Annotated in this window: 14 protein-coding genes; 8 read left to right on the top strand and 6 right to left on the bottom strand. The window is 66.1% G+C overall.

Translation table 11 applies throughout. The annotated features are described in order from the left end of the window. Positions 1 to 2: 2 nt before the first annotated feature. The 5 genes from FJ960_RS14355 to FJ960_RS14335 are packed head-to-tail and all read left to right on the top strand — an operon-like array spanning position 3 to position 4,468. Positions 3 to 1,079, top strand: a complete 1,077-nt coding sequence (locus FJ960_RS14355; RefSeq protein ID WP_140714765.1) for a Gfo/Idh/MocA family oxidoreductase — start codon at positions 3 to 5, stop codon at positions 1,077 to 1,079. Continuing rightward, positions 1,079 to 1,897, top strand: coding sequence for a sugar phosphate isomerase/epimerase (locus FJ960_RS14350; protein WP_140714762.1), 819 nt, complete (start codon positions 1,079 to 1,081; stop codon positions 1,895 to 1,897). Before FJ960_RS14355 ends, FJ960_RS14350 begins: the two co-directional genes overlap by 1 nt. After that, entirely contained in the window at positions 1,897 to 2,727 is an 831-nt protein-coding gene (locus tag FJ960_RS14345) for an alpha/beta hydrolase (RefSeq protein ID WP_140714760.1), read from the top strand. The genes FJ960_RS14350 and FJ960_RS14345 overlap by 1 nt, the downstream gene beginning before the upstream one ends. Continuing rightward, a complete protein-coding gene (locus tag FJ960_RS14340) occupies positions 2,724 to 3,446 on the top strand; it encodes a ribulose-phosphate 3-epimerase (protein WP_140714758.1) in 723 nt (240 codons plus the stop codon). The genes FJ960_RS14345 and FJ960_RS14340 overlap by 4 nt, the downstream gene beginning before the upstream one ends. Next, positions 3,446 to 4,468, top strand: a complete 1,023-nt coding sequence (locus tag FJ960_RS14335) for an ROK family protein (RefSeq protein ID WP_140714756.1) — start codon at positions 3,446 to 3,448, stop codon at positions 4,466 to 4,468. The genes FJ960_RS14340 and FJ960_RS14335 overlap by 1 nt, the downstream gene beginning before the upstream one ends. A gap of 166 nt (positions 4,469 to 4,634) precedes the next feature. Here FJ960_RS14335 and FJ960_RS14330 read toward each other — a convergent pair whose 3' ends face one another. Continuing rightward, entirely contained in the window at positions 4,635 to 5,963 is a 1,329-nt protein-coding gene (locus tag FJ960_RS14330) for a dicarboxylate/amino acid:cation symporter (RefSeq protein ID WP_140505625.1), read from the bottom strand. A 305-nt stretch (positions 5,964 to 6,268) separates the two neighbouring features. Here FJ960_RS14330 and FJ960_RS14325 point away from each other — a divergent pair, with 305 nt between their 5' ends. From FJ960_RS14325 to FJ960_RS14315, 3 genes are read left to right on the top strand one after another with little or no spacing between them, the layout of a single operon-like run. Beyond that, the gene (locus FJ960_RS14325; RefSeq protein WP_246672829.1) at positions 6,269 to 8,089 is read left to right on the top strand and encodes a sensor histidine kinase; all 1,821 of its coding nucleotides are present in this window, start codon (positions 6,269 to 6,271) and stop codon (positions 8,087 to 8,089) included. Continuing rightward, positions 8,086 to 9,468 carry a sigma-54 dependent transcriptional regulator gene (locus FJ960_RS14320; RefSeq protein ID WP_140714752.1) on the top strand — a complete coding sequence of 461 codons (1,383 nt, stop codon included), beginning with the start codon at positions 8,086 to 8,088 and terminating at the stop codon, positions 9,466 to 9,468. Before FJ960_RS14325 ends, FJ960_RS14320 begins: the two co-directional genes overlap by 4 nt. Further along, positions 9,465 to 9,893 (top strand): GNAT family N-acetyltransferase, encoded by a 429-nt coding sequence (locus FJ960_RS14315; RefSeq protein ID WP_140505619.1) that lies wholly within the window; start codon positions 9,465 to 9,467, stop codon positions 9,891 to 9,893. The genes FJ960_RS14320 and FJ960_RS14315 overlap by 4 nt, the downstream gene beginning before the upstream one ends. On the opposite strand, the gene FJ960_RS14310 is transcribed toward FJ960_RS14315, so the two are convergent. The 5 genes from FJ960_RS14310 to FJ960_RS14290 are packed head-to-tail and all read right to left on the bottom strand — an operon-like array spanning position 9,894 to position 15,625. Next, positions 9,894 to 11,009, bottom strand: coding sequence for an anhydro-N-acetylmuramic acid kinase (locus tag FJ960_RS14310; protein ID WP_140505617.1), 1,116 nt, complete (start codon positions 11,007 to 11,009; stop codon positions 9,894 to 9,896). A 9-nt stretch (positions 11,010 to 11,018) separates the two neighbouring features. Beyond that, positions 11,019 to 12,023 (bottom strand): serine hydrolase domain-containing protein, encoded by a 1,005-nt coding sequence (locus FJ960_RS14305; RefSeq protein ID WP_140714750.1) that lies wholly within the window; start codon positions 12,021 to 12,023, stop codon positions 11,019 to 11,021. 58 nt (positions 12,024 to 12,081) lie between these two features. Next, on the bottom strand, positions 12,082 to 13,830 hold the full coding sequence (locus FJ960_RS14300) for an ABC transporter ATP-binding protein (protein ID WP_140714748.1): 1,749 nt from the start codon (positions 13,828 to 13,830) through the stop codon (positions 12,082 to 12,084). Continuing rightward, positions 13,827 to 14,666 carry an ABC transporter permease gene (locus FJ960_RS14295; RefSeq protein WP_140714746.1) on the bottom strand — a complete coding sequence of 280 codons (840 nt, stop codon included), beginning with the start codon at positions 14,664 to 14,666 and terminating at the stop codon, positions 13,827 to 13,829. Before FJ960_RS14295 ends, FJ960_RS14300 begins: the two co-directional genes overlap by 4 nt. Then, positions 14,666 to 15,625: an ABC transporter permease gene (locus FJ960_RS14290; RefSeq protein WP_140714744.1), complete on the bottom strand. Its 960-nt coding sequence runs from the start codon at positions 15,623 to 15,625 to the stop codon at positions 14,666 to 14,668. The genes FJ960_RS14295 and FJ960_RS14290 overlap by 1 nt, the downstream gene beginning before the upstream one ends. Positions 15,626 to 15,657 lie beyond the last annotated feature (32 nt).

Here is a 15,657-nt window from a genome sequence, read left to right as displayed (position 1 = left end):
CGATGATCAAGAAACAGGACAGACGCCTCAGGGTCGGTGTGCTCGGCTGCGGCCCGATCGCCCAGTTCGCGCATCTGGAATCCTGCGTCAAGGCCGGCAATGCCGACCTCCACGCCATCTGCGACGCGGCACCCGATCTGCTCGCCCGCATGGGTGCCACCTATGAACCGCAGAAGATGTATGCCGACTATGACGCCATGCTCGCCGATCCCGAACTGGAAGCGGTCATCGTCGCCACGTCGGATGCCTATCACGTGCCGATGTCGATCAAGGCGCTCGATGCCGGCAAGCATGTTCTCTGCGAAAAGCCGATCGGTACCTCGGTCGAGGAAGGCGAGGCCCTGGCGGAGGCGGTCAAGCGCTCCGGCAAGGTGCTGCAGGTCGGGCACATGAAGCGTTTCGACCCGGCGCTGGAGGTCGCGCGCGACTTCGTCCGCGACGAGATCGGCAACGTGCTGGCGCTGAAGGCCTGGTATTGCGATTCCACCCATCGCTACACCAACACCGATGCGGTGCAGCCGCTGCCCGTCACCAGCAAGCTGGCGAAGAAACCTGCGGGCAATCCGAAGGCTGATCTCAGGCAGTATTTCATGCTGGCGCACGGCTCGCACCTCGTCGACACCGCGCGCTTCCTCTGCGGCGAGATCGTCGCCGTGCGCGCCCGCCTCAACGAGCGCTTCGGCGCCCATTGCTGGTTTGTTGAGACCGAATTCGCCAGCGGCGCGCTCGGCCATCTCGACCTGACCGTCGCCGTGCGCATGGACTGGCACGAAGGGTTTCAGCTTTATGGCGAGAATGGTTCGGTCATCGCCAAGACGTTCAACCCCTGGTATTTCCGCGCCAGCGAGGTCGACATCTTCCACGAGAAGGACGCGACCTCGCGAAAACCGCTCGGCGCCGACGGCCATTTCTTCCGTCGCCAGCTCGAGGGCCTTGCCGACACGGTTCTGAACGGCGCGCCGATGCGCGGCGCCAATGTCGAGGACGGCATCGCCTCGATCCGCGCCATGGTGGCGATTGCCCGTTCTGTCGAGACTGGCGAACGGGTTGAACTTGCCTCGGTTTCGGGTGCCGTCTGATGCGCCTCGGCATCTTCGCCAAGACTTTTCCGGGCACCGATCCGGCCGCCGTCTTGGCCAAGGTCAAGCAGGCCGGATACGAGACGACGCAGTTCAATCTCGCCTGCGCCGGCCTGCCGTCGATGCCGGACGTCGTGCCGGCGGATGCCGTCGCCGCCATCCGCGCCGCCGCGCGATCGTCAGGCGTTTTGCTGGCCGCGCTGTCGGGCACCTACAACATGGCGCATCCCGACAAGGCTGTGCGCGACGACGGACTTCGCCGCCTCGCTATCGTCATCGAAACGGCGGCAGCCCTCGACATCCCGCTGGTGACGCTTTGCACCGGCTCGCGCAACGCAGCCGACCAATGGGCATATCATCCCGACAACGTCACGCCGGCGGCCTGGTCCGACATGGCCGCCGAGATGGAAAAGGCGCTGGCGCTCGCCGAGAACGCCGGCGTCGATCTCGGCATCGAGCCCGAGCAGGCCAACGTCGTCACCTCGGCCGGGGATGCGATGCGCCTGATCGCCGACATGGGCTCCAAACATCTCAAGATAGTGCTCGACCCCGCCAACCTGTTCGAGCATGCAACGCCGGGGGAAGCGCACGTCATCGTCGCCGCCGCGATCGATGAGGCAGCCGGCCACATCGCCATGGCGCATGCCAAGGACCGTTTCGCCGACGGCCGCTTCGCCACATCAGGCCAGGGCGTCGTCGACTTCCCGGACTTCGTCGCGCGCTTGAAGGGCGTGGGTTTCGATGGCGCGCTCGTCACGCACGGCTTGCCCGTCGATGAAGCTCCTGGCGTCGCAATCTTCCTGCGAAGGCTGCTCTGATGGGTGTCGCGCCGACGATCATGCTGCGCGGCGATGCAGCGCTCCGTGTCTTCGACATGGGGCAGGGCCTTCCCATCGTCTTCCAGCATGGCCTCGGCGGCGATGCCGCCCAGGTGGCGCAGAACTTTCCCGACGGCCCGTCGCGCCGCCGGCTGACCGTCGAATGCCGTGCGCAAGGCGGCGCCAGTGCCGGCAGCGAGCGTCCGTTCTCGATCGCGATGTTCGCCGACGATGTGCTGGCTGCCGCCGATGCGGCGGGAATGGAGCGCTTTGTCGCCGGCGGCATCTCGATGGGCGCGGCGATCGCGCTGCGCCTCGCATTGCATCACCCGGATCGCGTCTCTGGCCTCGTGCTGGTGCGTCCGGCCTGGGCTTTCGACGCGGCGCCTCAAAACATGCAGCCTTACGTCGAAGTGGCGGAACTCATCGATCGGCTTCCGCTGGACGAGGCGCGCGATGCCTTCGCGTCCTCCGCGACGGCAACCCGCTTTCGCAGCGAGGCCCCGGACAATCTCGCTTCGTTGCTCGGCTTCTTCGAGCGCGAGAATGCAACCGTCTTCGCCGAGGTAATGCAGTCGATCGCCAATGATGGGCCTGGTGTGACGCGGGCCGAAGCCGCCGGCCTTGCAAGGCCCGCGCTGGTCATCGGCAGCGGCATCGATCTCGTCCATCCCGTGGCGACCGCCCGCGAACTGGCGGAAACGATCCCGAACGCGCTCTTCGCCGAGGTGACGCCGAAGGCTATCGACAAGAACAGCCATTTCGCCGAAATCCGTGCCGCCATCGGCAGCTTCCTCGACAGCAATTTCAACAACCAGGAACAATCATGATCTCGAAAGCCCTGTCAGGTCCGGCCGCCATCGCCGCATTGCCGCGCGACCGTCTGATCGCCGAATTCTCATCGTGGTCTGCCAATCTCGCCAATTTCGAGAGCGACCTCAGGCGAATCGAACCCTATGTCGATCTGCACCACATCGATGTCGCGGACGGCCATTTCGCGCCGTCCTTCCTGTTCTTCCCCGATCTCGTCGCCCGCATTGCCAAACTGACGGCCAGGCCCATCCACGTCCATCTGATGGTCGACGGGGCGATCGTCGAGGAACAGACCCGCCAGTTCATCGAGGCTGGCGCCGACATGATCAGCGTCCATGCCGAGAATGGCGAATCGGGTCTGCGCGCGGTGCGGCTGGCGCGTGCACTCGGCGCCGAAGCCGGCGTCGTGTTGAGGCTGGAAACGCCGGTCGAGGCGGTGACGCCTTTCGTTTCCGAGGTGGCTTTCGTCACGCTTCTCGGCACCGCGATCGGGGTCAAGGGCCAGGGCCTGTCGGAGAAAGCCTGCGACAGGCTGGGCGAGGCCCGCGCTATCCTGCGGAACGCCGGCCGCGAGGCGGCTGTGGTGCTCGCCGCCGATGGCGGCATCCGCCACGAAACCGTGCCGCGGCTTCGCGCGGCAGGTGCCGAGACCGTGGTGCTCGGTTCGCTCGCTTTCGGCGACAAGGATCTCGCCGGCCGCATCGGCTGGCTGCATGATTTGAAGGTCGCGGCCTGATGAGCATTGAAGCCGCTCTTGCGATCGACCTTGGCGGCAGCGAGCTTCGTGCCGCTCTGGTTGACCGTGACGGCAAGATACTGGCCTTCGCGGTGGTGCCGACGCAGGCGCAGGCCGGCCCCGATGCAGTGATCGGCCAGATCGAGGCGCTGGCCGCGACCGTCCATGCCGAGGCGCCGGGGCTGTCGATCCTCGGCGTCGGCGTCGGCGCGCCGGGCCCGCTCGATCCGCTGGCCGGCATCGCCGTCGGACCGCCGACGCTGGCCGGCTGGCAGGACGTGCCGCTGGCCGACATCCTCGAGCGGCGGCTCGGCCTGCCGGTAAGGCTGGAGAACGACGCCAATGCGGCCGCACTTGGCGAATGGCGCTTCGGCGCCGGCCATGGCGCGCGCTCACTGGTCTTCGTCACCGTCTCGACCGGGATCGGCGGCGGCGTCGTCGCCGACGGGCGCATCCTGCATGGCCGCCGCGGCCTTGCCGCCGAGATCGGCCACATGACCATCACCAACGAGGGTGAGCGCTGCGTTTGCGGCGTCGTCGGCTGCTTCGAGGCCATCGCCTCGGGAACCGCGCTCGGCCGCCGCGCCAATGCCGCCACGTCAGCCTTCGATGGCTCCACGCTGCGCCGCCTGTCGGCCAACGCTGAGGTGACGGGACGCCACGTGGTCGAGGCCGCGCGGCTGCAGGATAATCTCGCTGTGGCCCTGCTCGAGGAGGAGGCCCGCTGGCTCGGCGTCGGCTTCACCAATCTCTTGCATCTCTATTCGCCCGACGTGCTGGTCGTCGGCGGCGGCATCGCCAATGGCCTCGACTTGATGGCACCCGTCATCGGGGCGATCATCCGCCAGCGCGCCATGCTCGCCTATCGCGACGTGCCGGTCGTCCAGGCCCAGCTCGGCCGCCACGCCGGGCTGGTTGGTGCCGCCAGCCTTGTCCTGTTCGATGATTTCGGCACGTTGGCGGCTCCCATGCCTGTCGGCCCAAGCACATATCCGGACACGAGGAGGGACTTCAATGGCTGAGCTCAAGCTGCGCCGCCGGATCGCGATGCAGGTCGATCCGTCGCGCTGCCATTTCTTCGGCGCCATAGGCGAGTCGCCGCTGGGCAAAGCCGTCTGACATCACGGACATAGGCCGATGGCCGCAAGCTGGGTGCCTGCGGCCATCGTCATTTCACGGAACGGCGGATTACTCGGCGGGAACGATGTCCGCCGGCAGGCTGTCGTCGGCCGTACCAGCCAATGCCCTGGCCAGCTTGGCTTCATCGAGCTCGCCCTCCCAGCGCGCCACGACCAGCGTCGCCACCGCATTGCCGACGAAGTTGGTCAGCGCCCGGCATTCCGACATGAAGCGGTCGACGCCAAGGATCAGCGCCATGCCAGCTACCGGCACCGAGGGAACCACCGAAAGCGTCGCGGCCAAGGTGATGAAGCCGGCCCCGGTGATGCCGGCGGCACCTTTCGAAGAGAGCATGGCGACCAGCAGCAGCAGGATCTGGTCTGATATCGACAGATGGATGTTCGTCGCCTGGGCGATGAACAGCGCCGCCAGCGTCATGTAGATATTGGTGCCGTCGAGATTGAAGGAATAGCCGGTCGGGATGACCAGCCCGACCACCGAGCGCTTGGCGCCGGCCTTTTCCATCTTCTCCATCAGCGAGGGCAGTGCGGCTTCCGACGACGATGTACCCAGCACCAGGAGGAGCTCTTCCTTGATGTAGCGGATCAGGGACAGGATCGAGAAGCCGTTGTAGCGGCAGACCGCACCGAGCACGACGAACACGAACAGGAACGAGGTCGCGTAGAAGGTTCCGACCAGCATGGCGAGGTTGATGACCGAGCCGATGCCGTATTTACCGATGGTGAAGGCCATCGCGCCGAACGCGCCGATCGGCGCTGCCTTCATCAGCACGCCGACCAGCTTGAACATCGGCGCCATCAGCGCCTGCAGGAAGTTGAGCACCGGCGTGCCCTTGTCGCCGACCAGCGCCAGCGCGATGCCGAACAGCACCGAGAAGAACAGCACCTGCAGGATGTCGCCGTCGGCGAAGGCGCCGACGATCGTGCCGGGGATGATGTTCATCAGGAAGCCGGTGACTGACTGGTCATGCGCCTTGGCGGCGTAAGTGTTCACAGTCGATGCGTCGAGCGTTGCCGGGTCGATGTTGAAGCCGGCGCCCGGCTGCACGACATTGGCCACGACAAGGCCGATGATGAGCGCAAGCGTCGAGAAGGTGAGGAAGTATAGCATCGCCTTGCCGGCGACACGGCCGACCTTCTGCAGGTCGCTCATGCCGGCGATGCCGGTTGCGACCGTCAGGAAGATGACCGGGGCGATGATCATCTTGACCAGCTTGATGAAGGCATCGCCGAGCGGCTTCATGCTCTCGCCGATCGACGGATAGTAATGGCCGAGCAGGATCCCGACGGTGATTGCTACGAGCACCTGCACGTAGAGCTGGGCATAGAGGGGCTTGCGCTGCGCGGCGGGCGCGGCGGATTGGTCTGCGATATGCATCGAACTCTCCCTGGCCGGATGGACGGAACCCGCCCTGCGTGACTTCTCCCATCGCGGCGCTCCGGTTGCCCGCCGCTGCTAGGACCTTTGCAAGCGCTGTGCCAGATGGCGAATAGGCCGAAATCCCTAGGTTTCAGCCGTCCCTGCCCTGCTGTCGGCGGAGACTTGTGCGGATTTCCGCACAGGTCTTGTTTGCCGTGGCGGAATTTCGCATTAGACTGGGGCCAAAGCCGTGCAGGGAAGGGAGAGGGCCGACGCCGCGACAGCGCATCGATAGCGAAGCCCCAGGGTTTGCCGCCCGCGACCTGTTGCGCGAAGCGGTAGTGCGCCTGCGCGGCGGCCGTTGGCTGCTTGCGGCGATCGCGCTCGCGGTGCTGGTGGGAGCGGTCGCCGTTGCCGGGCGCATCGCCGAGGATCAGGCCGCCGGCAACTTGCGCGACGGGGCACTTGCCGCCTTGCCGCTGGCGGCCGGAACCCTGACCGGCGAAATCGAAAAGCAGCGTCTCGTGCCGCTGGTGCTGGCGCGCGACGATGCGGTGCGCGCCGCGCTGCGCCGCGCCGGGAAAGTCGAGGAAACCGCTCTCGACGCCAAGCTGAAGGCCATAGCCGGCGATGCATCGGCCTCGGCCATCTATGTCATCGACACGGCGGGCATGGCGATATCAGCCAGCAATGCCGGCCAGCCGGACAGCTTTGTCGGCATCGACTATAATTTTCGTCACTATTTCACCGATGCGATGGCCAACGGCGCGGCCAGCCAGTATGGCCTCGGCACGATCAGCGGCAAGCCGGGTCTCTACCTCGCCGGCCGTGTCGACGATGGTGGCAAACCGCTTGGCGTCGCGGTTCTGAAGGTCGAACTCGGCGGTGTCGAAGCCAATTGGCGCGCCAGCGGCTTTCGCGTTTTCGTCACCGACGAGCGCGGTGTCGTTCTGGCCACCAGCCAGCCCGATTGGCGCTTCCATGCGCTGGCGCCGCTCTCCGCCGCGGACGCCGCCGCGGCGCATGACCGGCTTCAACTGATCGACGCCGCCTTCGAGCCGCTGCCGATACGGCGTGGCGCCGGTGACGGTCTGGCGACAATCGACGAAGCCGGAAAATCGCGCCGGTTCGTCGAGGTGGTGCAGGACTTGCCCGGTGCTGTCCCCGGCTGGCGCCTGTGGCTGCTGACACCCTCCGATGCCGCCATGACCTCCGCCGCCAACACGGCGCGCCTGACGACACTGCTCGGGCTGCTGCTGATGGGGCTGCTTGCCTATGTGTTCACCCGGCGGCGTCGCACGCGCCGGCTGCGGCAGGAGGCGCTGGCGCGCATGAACACCGAGCTCGAGAGCCGCGTCAGCACCCGGACCGCCGAATTGACGCGATCGAACACGGCCCTTGCCGGCGAAATCGCCGAGCGCGAAAACGCCGAGGCCAAGGTCCGCCGGCTGCGCGACGATCTCGCCCAGGCCAACCGGCTCTCCATCCTCGGCCAGATCGCCGCCGGCGTAGCGCATGAGATCAACCAGCCGGTCGCCGCGATCCGCACCTATGCGGAGAATGCGGGCCGGTTTCTCGAGGCCGGCAAGACCGAACCGACGAGCGCCAATCTGACCTCGATCGTGTCGATGACCGAACGCATCGGCGCCATCACCGGCACGCTGCGCACCTTTGCCCGCCGGCCCGGCGTCGCGGCATCGCCGTTGCCGGTGCGCGAGGCGATCGAGGGCGCGTTGTCGCTTCTGTCCGGCCGCATCCGCGATTCCGGCGTCACCATCGTCAAGCCGCGCGGTAACGCATCGCCATTGGTGATGGCAAGCCGCATCCGGCTGGAGCAGATTCTCGTCAACCTGTTGCAGAATGCGCTGGACGCCATGAAGGACCGGCCCGATCCCCGTATCGAGATCGACCTCGCCGAACGTGGCGACAGGGTGCTGATTTCGGTGCGCGACAATGGTCCCGGCCTCGGGCCGGAAGCCGCCGGCAATCTGTTCATGCCGTTCCAGACCACCAAGGAAAAGGGGCTTGGCCTCGGCCTGGTGATCTCGCAGGAGATCGCCGAGGAATTGGGCGGCACGCTGCGGCTCGACCCCGACACGGCCAGCGGCGCATCCTTCACCATCGACTTGAGGCGGATCGAATGACGCAGGGATCAGGGTTGGTGGCGCTCGTCGACGACGATGCGGACCTGCTTCACGCCACCACGCAACTGCTTGAACTTGCCGGCTTCACGGTGATCGCGCTCGACGCCGCCGAGGCAGCGCTTGGTGTCGTCGACACGGATTTCGATGGTGTGGTCGTCAGCGATATCCGTATGCCCGGCATGAACGGTCTGCAGCTCTTCGACCGCGTCAAGGCTGTTGACCCCGACTTGCCGGTGATCCTGGTCACCGGGCATGGCGATGTCGATCTTGCCGTCGCCGCGCTCAAGGACGGCGTCTATGATTTCATTCCGAAACCCTATGCGGGGGAGCGCCTGGTCGAGGCCCTGAAGCGGGCATCGGAGAAGCGGCGGCTGGTGATGGAAAACCGGCGGCTGCGCGAAGCCGCGGCACTTGCCGCCGACGGCATGCCGTTGATCGGCGAGGCGCCCGCCATCCGCCGACTGCGTGAAACCTTGCGCCAGATCGCGGACATGGATGTCGACGTGCTGGTGGAAGGCGAGACGGGAACCGGCAAGGAAGTGGTGGCCGACCTCCTGCACCGGTGGGGCCGCCGCCGCGCAAAGCCCTTCGTCGCATTGAATTGCGGCGCTCTGCCCGAAACCGTCATCGAAAGCGAGCTGTTCGGCCATGAGGCCGGCGCGTTCACCGGCGCACAGCGGCGGCGGATCGGCCGGATAGAGCACTCCAGCGGCGGTACGCTGTTCCTCGACGAGATCGAATCCATGCCGCCGGCGTTGCAGGTCAAGCTCTTGCGGGTGCTGGAGACGCGCAGCCTCACCCCGCTCGGCTCGAACGAGACGCGGCGCCTCGATCTCAGGGTCGTCGCGGCGACCAAGGTCAACCTCGGCCGGCCCGACCAGCGCGGCGATTTCCGCGAGGACCTCTATTTCCGCCTCAACGTGGTGACGCTGCGCATTCCGCCCTTGCGCGAGCGGCGCGGCGATATCGCGATGCTGTTCGGCCATTTCCTCGGCAAGGCGGCGGAGCGGTTTGGCCGCCCTGTCGCCAAGGTGAACGCCGCCGTGAGCCATCATCTCCAGGCGCACGACTGGCCGGGCAACGTGCGCGAGCTCGCGCATTTCGCCGATCGCGTCGCGCTCGGACTTGGTCCCGATGACGAAACCAGGGCAGTGCGGCTGCCGGAGCCGGCCGCCGCACTGCCCGAGCGGATCGGGCAATACGAGGCGCAGCTCATCCGCGACGCGCTGCGCGATCATGGCGGCGACGTGCGCGGCGCCATCGACGCGCTCGGCGTGCCGCGCAAGACGTTCTACGACAAGCTCAAGCGCTACGGCATTGCCGCATCCGACTTCCGCCCTCTTGACGCTTCCAACCGCGCAATCCGGAAAGAGCCATGAACACGACACTTGAAACGACGGCAAATCCCGTGCCGGAAGAACTCGCCTTTCTCAGTGAACGGCTGACGGCGTTCAACGACGGCGATGTCGGCGCGTCCGAAAGGAAGGCGCTGGCCGTATTTGTGCGCGACGAGGACGGCGCTGTCGTCGCCGGCATCTCGGGCTACACCGCCTGGGGCTGGCTCTACGTGCAGTGGCTGTGGGTCGACGAAAGGCTGCGCGGCCAGCATATGGCAGGCCAGATGCTGGACGCAGCCGAACGCGAAGCCGTGGCACGCGGCTGCCAAAATGCCTGGATCGACACTTTTAATCCCAACGCCGCCAAGGTCTATCAGCGGCAAGGTTATCAACCTTTTGGGACGCTGGCCGATTTCCCGGTCGGCCGCAGCCGAATTTTCCTGCAGAAGAATCTATCGCCCGCGTGATCAGTCAGCCAGCTTTCCCCCGCGCATCGGTTCCGGTGCGCCGGTCGTGCTCGGGAAACTGATCGGCAGGCCGCGCAGCACGCGCACCGCGAGGAAGGCAAAGCACTCCGCCTCCACCGCGTCGCCGCTCCAGCCGAGACTTTCGGCCAGCACCACCTCGACGCCGGCGCGGCTGGCGAGCATGGCCATCATCGTCGGGTTGTGGCGGCCGCCGCCGCTGACCACCAGCTTCTTCGGCCGGCTTGGCAGAAGGTCGAGCGCCTTGCCGACTGCGGCGGCAGTAAACGCGGTAAGCAGCGCCGCGCCATCCTCGGCGTTCAGGCCGTCGGCCATGGCCGCGCTGAAGTCGAAACGGTCGAGCGATTTCGGATAGGCCTTGGTCAGATAGGGATGCTGCAACAGCTTGGCGAGCCGGGCTTCGTCCACCTTGCCCGCGCGGCCCAGCGCGCCGTCACGGTCCATTTCGCCGAGCCCTTTCGACTTGATGAAATCGTTGAGCGGCGCATTGGCGGGGCCGGTATCGAAGGCGATGACATTGTCGGCGCCGTCCCACCAGGTGATGTTGGCGACGCCGCCGAGATTGAGCACGGCCACCTCGCCGCTGGCGCCGGCGCTGCGCATCAGCGCGGTGTGATAGGCGGCTGCCAGTGGCGCGCCTTGCCCGCCGGCGCGCATGTCGGCCGAACGGAAATCATAGGCGACCTTGGTGCCGAGGATCTCATGCATCAACTCGCCGTCGCCAAGCTGGCGGGTCTGGCCGAACCGTCCGACCTGCGGCGCGCGATGCAGCACGGTCTGGCCGTGAAAGCCGACGACGCCGATATCGGCCATCGTCATGCCGTACCCTTCGACGAGTTCCTTCACCGCCGCCGACTGCGCACGCGTCAGCGCCTCTTCCGCCTTGCTGAAGATCGCCGGTTCCGGCCCGACAAAATTCCAGGCCCTGGCCGCGGTCAGCGTCTCCTCCAGCAAGGAGCGGATCGACGGGGAATAGGGCATCAGCCGGTAGGTGCCAAAATCCTCGATCCGCTCGCCATCGGTCTTGATCAGCGCCACGTCGATGTTGCCGTCAAGCACGGTGCCGGTCATCAGGCCGGCAGCCCAGATTGGTTCCATGGTCTATCCCTAGCCCCTGTTGATGAGATCGCCGACGGCTTGCCGCAGCGAGACGATGCCGCTGTCGAAATGACGTGTCGGATGGATGCGGTTGGTGAGCAAGGTCCACGCCTTGCTCTTGTCGAAGTCTATCCACAGTCCCGTACCGGTAAAGCCGGTATGGCCGATCGTTCCCGGACTGCATAACGCACCCCCGGACCAGCCTTCGTAAGGTCGTTCCCAACCATGGGTTCGGGTGGCCGACAACGGCGCGCGCATCAGCGCGATCGATTGTTCCGATGCGCCGGTTCCGTCCAGCAGTCCCCGGGCGAAGTTGAGCACCGAAGCGGCCGTACCGAACAGGCCTGCGTGACCAGCGCCCTGCAACGCCGAGCAATTGTCGTCGTGGACCTCGCCGGACAGCACGCGGTGGCGCCAGGTGCAATCCTCGGTCGCCGCGGCGGCATCGGGTTCCGTGGACCAGGCAAAGCTCGGGCCGGGCTCCATGGCGCGAATGCTCTTGCCCGAAAGCCGCTCCAGCGCAAAGCCGAGCAGGATGAAGTTGATGTCGGAATAGACGGGGTCGCGCGCCCGCCATTCGCGCTGCAGGATGAAGGCGCGCAGCAGCTCGGGATCGCGTCCGTAGGTGTAGATCGGCTCGACTGCGGGGAAGGGCGTCTGGTGGCCGAGGCACTGTCGGAAGGTCACCTTCCGCTCCCAGGCGTTGGCGTCATATTGGCGAAGGTCGGGAAGCACCGAGATCAGCGGTGCGTCGAGATCGATGATGCCGTCCTGCGCCAGCGCCAGGATACGCGGCGTTGTGAAGATCACCTTGGTCAGCGACGCCAGGTCGAACCAGGTGTTTTCCCGCATCGGCCGCGGCTTCGGCACGAGCTGCGCCGAGCCGATTGCGCGGACGATGCGCTCGCCATCGCGGCTGACAATGCCGAGCACGCCGCCAGGGATACGTCTGGCGGTCACTGCCGTTGCCAAGGGCGCGAATGCGCGGTCGAAGAGCTGGGAGAGGCTACTCAATGCCGGCCTCCTTCGGAGAGGTAGCGCTGTCCCGCCGACCTTACATATCCCTGGGCCATCACGCCTCCACCCTCGCCATATGATCCCCTCCAAACCGCTCCCATTTCGCCGGAGCCGGCTCAAACCCCTGCGGGCGCACCAGCGACGGCACCTGGCGCGTGTCGATCTCGAAATGCTCGTGCCGCCGGTCGATGGTCGGAACGGCGGCGATCAGCTTCTTCGTATAGGAATGCCTCGGCTTCGACAGCACGGACCGCGCGTCGCCGATCTCGACGATCTGGCCGGCATAGATGACCGCGATGCGGTGCGCGATCCGCTCGACCACGGCCATATCGTGCGAGATGAACAGATAGGCCAGCGCATATTCGCGCTGCAGGTCGAGCAGCAGCTCCAGCACTTTGGCCTGCACCGAGACATCGAGCGCCGACACCGCTTCGTCGAGAACCACGACGGACGGGTTGAGCATCAGCGCGCGGGCAATGCACAGTCTTTGCCGCTGGCCGCCGGAGAATTCATGCGGGTAGCGCTCCAGGCTGTCCTTGGGCAGGCCGACGCGTTCGAGCAGGCCGGCCATTCTGGCCCGCGTTTGGGCATCCGCCCGCCCGCCGGTGGCGATCACCGGTTCGGCCAGGATGCTTTCGATGGTCAGCCTTGGGTTGAGCGAGGCGTAGGGGTTCTGGAACACCATCTGCACGGGCTTGGCGCCGCGCTCCGACGTGGCCGTTCGCGTGCCGACCGAGAAGCTGCCGCGTGTCGACCGCACCAGCCCCAGCACCGCCTTGGCGGTGGTGGATTTACCCGAGCCGCTCTCGCCGACGATGGCCAGCGTCTCGCCTTGCATCAGGTCGAAATCGACCCCGTCGACGGCATGCACCGCGCCGGTCGCGCGACTGAAGAAGCTGCTCTTGAGCGGAAACCGCACCACGAGCCCATCGACCCTCAAGGCCGTTTGCGTGTTCACGGCCTTGTCGCGCTGTCCGTCCACGCGTGTCGCCCGGCCACTGGCGAAATGCGGCACGTCCTGCAGCAGGTGCTGCGTGTAAGAATGCTGCGGGCGGTCGAGGATCTGGTTCAGTTCGCCCTGTTCCACGGCCTGGCCGTTTTGCATCACCATCACCTTGTCGGCGATGCCGGCGACCAGGCCGATATCGTGGGTGATGAAGATCATCGACATGCCGCTTTCGCGCTTCAGCTCGGCAAGCAGCGCCATGATCTGTGCCTGCACGGTGACGTCGAGCGCCGTCGTCGGCTCGTCGGCGATCAGCAGGCGCGGATTGCAGGCGAGCGCAATCGCGATCATCACCCGCTGCAGCATGCCGCCGGACAACTGGTTGGGCGTGTATTTCAGCCGTCGCGCGGCATCTGGAATGCGCACGCGGTCGAGCGCGTCCCTGGCTGCCGCCGTGGCTTGCGGGCCCGTCAGTCCGCGATGCAGGCGGAACGATTCCTCGATCTGGGTGCCGATGGTCAGCACCGGGTTGAGCGAGGTCATCGGTTCCTGAAAGATCATGCCGATCTCGGCGCCGCGAATGCCGGTCAGTTGCGGTTCAGTCGCGGCTGCCAACTCGAAGACGGTCCCATCGACCCGCTTCAGCTTCATGGAACCGCCGGTAATGCGGCCGCCGCCGAAATCGACGAGCCGGTTGATCGACAGCGCCGTCACCGACTTGCCCGAGCCGCTTTCGCCGACAATGGCCAGCGTCTCGCCGTCGGCGAGGTCGAAGCCGACGCCGCGCACCACCTCATGTGCCTTGGGATTGCGGCCGAAGCCGACGCGCAGGTCCGAGACCGACAGCAGCGGGGTCATGCCAAAGCTCTCCGCATCCTGGGGTCGAGGATGTCGCGCAAGGCGTCGCCCAGCAGGTTGAAGCCCAGAATGCTGATCATGATCGCCAGGCCTGGGAAGATCAGCAGCCAGGGTGCCGTTTCCATCAAATTGCGGCTGTCGCTCAGCATCAGGCCGAGCGACGCGGCGGGCGGCTGCGTGCCAAGGCCGAGAAAGCTCAAGCCGGCTTCGGTCAGCAGCGCCCAGGCGAGCGCCAGCGTCACCTGCACAGTCAACGGCGCCACGAGGTTGAGCAGCAGGTGGCGCGTGACGATATAGCTCGAACTGCTGCCGAAGGTGCGCGCGGCGTCGACGAATTCGCGTGTCTTGAGCGACAGGGCAGGGCCGCGCACTACCCGCGTGAAAATCGGCGTGTAGACGATGCCGATGGCCACCACGCTGGTCCATGTGCCCGGTCCGGCGACGGTGACGATAAGCAGCGCCAGAAGGATCGCCGGGAAGGCCAGCAGCACGTCCGTGATCCGCATCACGACGCCGTCCCAGCGGCGCCCGAGCCAGGCGGCGGCAAGCCCCAGGACCGTTCCGGCAAGGGACGCGAAGGCCACCGAGAAGAAGGCGACCGTAAAGGACTGGCCGATGCCCGCCATCAGGCGGCTGGCGACGTCGCGGCCGAACAGGTCGGTGCCCATCCAGTAGGCGGCGCCGGGCGCGTGCAGCCGGTCGATACGGTATTGCGTGATCGGATTGTGCGGCGTCAGCCCCAACAGGCCAAGGATGGCGAGCAGCAGATAGACGCACACGATGACGCCGCCGATGCGGCCGCTGCCATGGCCGAAGATGGCACGCAGGATCCGCATCACTGTTCCCCCAGCCGGATGCGCGGATCGAGCGCGACATAGGCGAGGTCGACCAGGAGATTGACCATCATGAAGTTGAAGGCGATGAACAGCACGCTGCCCTGCACCAGCGCGTAGTCGCGCTGTAGGATGGCATCGAGCACCATGCGTCCGAGGCCGGGCAGGGCATAGATTTGCTCGACGATGACGGCGCCGCCCAGGAGGTAGCCGAACTCTATGCCGCTCAGCGTCACCACCGGGATCAGCGCATTGGGCAAAGCGTGCCGCCAGATGACGCTGCGCGCCGAAGCGCCCTTGCTGCGGGCCGTGCGGACATAATCGTCGCTCAACACATCCAGCATCGCCGAGCGCGCGATGCGGGTGACGGACGCCGCGAAGGCGAAGCCGAGCGTGATGGCGGGCAGGATCAGCTGGCTGAGATTGCGCAAGGGATCCTGCCAGAGCGGTGCGAATTCGCCCATCGCCGGCAGCACGCCGAAGCCGGCCGACAGCGTGTAGATGATCAAGAGGCCAAGCACGAAACTCGGCGTCGACTGGCCGATCATGGCGACGATGCGCACCCCAAGGTCGGACGGTTTTTCGTTGTGCGTGGCGGCGTAGATGCCGGCCGGCATGCCGACGAGAAGCGCGATGATCATTGACAGCACTGCCAATTCCAGCGTCAGCGGAAAACGCTCGAGGATGACGTCGAGAACCGGCCTGCCATAGGTGACGGAGATGCCGAAATTGCCGTGCAGGATGCCGCCGATCCAGCGCCAGTATTGAACGAACCAGGGTTGGTCGATGCCGAAATAGGCGGCGAGCGAATCTCGTTGTGCCGGCGTCAGCAGGCCGGCCTCGGTGCCCAGCATCGCCGTGATCGAATCGCCAGGCACCATCCTGATCGCGACGAAGACCAGGATGGACACGCCAAGCAGGACGAGAGGAAACGTCGCCAGCCGTCGCAAGAGATAGTTCACGCCAGGAAGACCTCTCGTCCCGTTGCCGAATC

The sequence above is a fragment of the Mesorhizobium sp. B2-3-11 genome (genome assembly GCF_006442215.1).
GTDB lineage: Bacteria > Pseudomonadota > Alphaproteobacteria > Rhizobiales > Rhizobiaceae > Mesorhizobium > Mesorhizobium salmacidum.
Note: the sequence above shows the minus strand (reverse complement) of the source record. Positions and strands in the feature narration are given on the sequence as shown.

What these genes read in the sequence shown, in the direction of transcription:
- FJ960_RS14300 (WP_140714748.1), bottom strand. Translation starts at nt 13,830, where the DNA reads ATGACCCCGCTGCTGTCGGTCTCGGACCTGCGCGTCGGCTTCGGCCGC.
- FJ960_RS14350 (WP_140714762.1), top strand. Translation starts at nt 1,079, where the DNA reads ATGCGCCTCGGCATCTTCGCCAAGACTTTTCCGGGCACCGATCCGGCC.
- FJ960_RS14355 (WP_140714765.1), top strand. Translation starts at nt 3, where the DNA reads ATGATCAAGAAACAGGACAGACGCCTCAGGGTCGGTGTGCTCGGCTGC.
- FJ960_RS14340 (WP_140714758.1), top strand. Translation starts at nt 2,724, where the DNA reads ATGATCTCGAAAGCCCTGTCAGGTCCGGCCGCCATCGCCGCATTGCCG.
- FJ960_RS14295 (WP_140714746.1), bottom strand. Translation starts at nt 14,666, where the DNA reads ATGCGGATCCTGCGTGCCATCTTCGGCCATGGCAGCGGCCGCATCGGC.
- FJ960_RS14310 (WP_140505617.1), bottom strand. Translation starts at nt 11,009, where the DNA reads ATGGAACCAATCTGGGCTGCCGGCCTGATGACCGGCACCGTGCTTGAC.
- FJ960_RS14330 (WP_140505625.1), bottom strand. Translation starts at nt 5,963, where the DNA reads ATGCATATCGCAGACCAATCCGCCGCGCCCGCCGCGCAGCGCAAGCCC.
- FJ960_RS14335 (WP_140714756.1), top strand. Translation starts at nt 3,446, where the DNA reads ATGAGCATTGAAGCCGCTCTTGCGATCGACCTTGGCGGCAGCGAGCTT.
- FJ960_RS14320 (WP_140714752.1), top strand. Translation starts at nt 8,086, where the DNA reads ATGACGCAGGGATCAGGGTTGGTGGCGCTCGTCGACGACGATGCGGAC.
- FJ960_RS14345 (WP_140714760.1), top strand. Translation starts at nt 1,897, where the DNA reads ATGGGTGTCGCGCCGACGATCATGCTGCGCGGCGATGCAGCGCTCCGT.
- FJ960_RS14315 (WP_140505619.1), top strand. Translation starts at nt 9,465, where the DNA reads ATGAACACGACACTTGAAACGACGGCAAATCCCGTGCCGGAAGAACTC.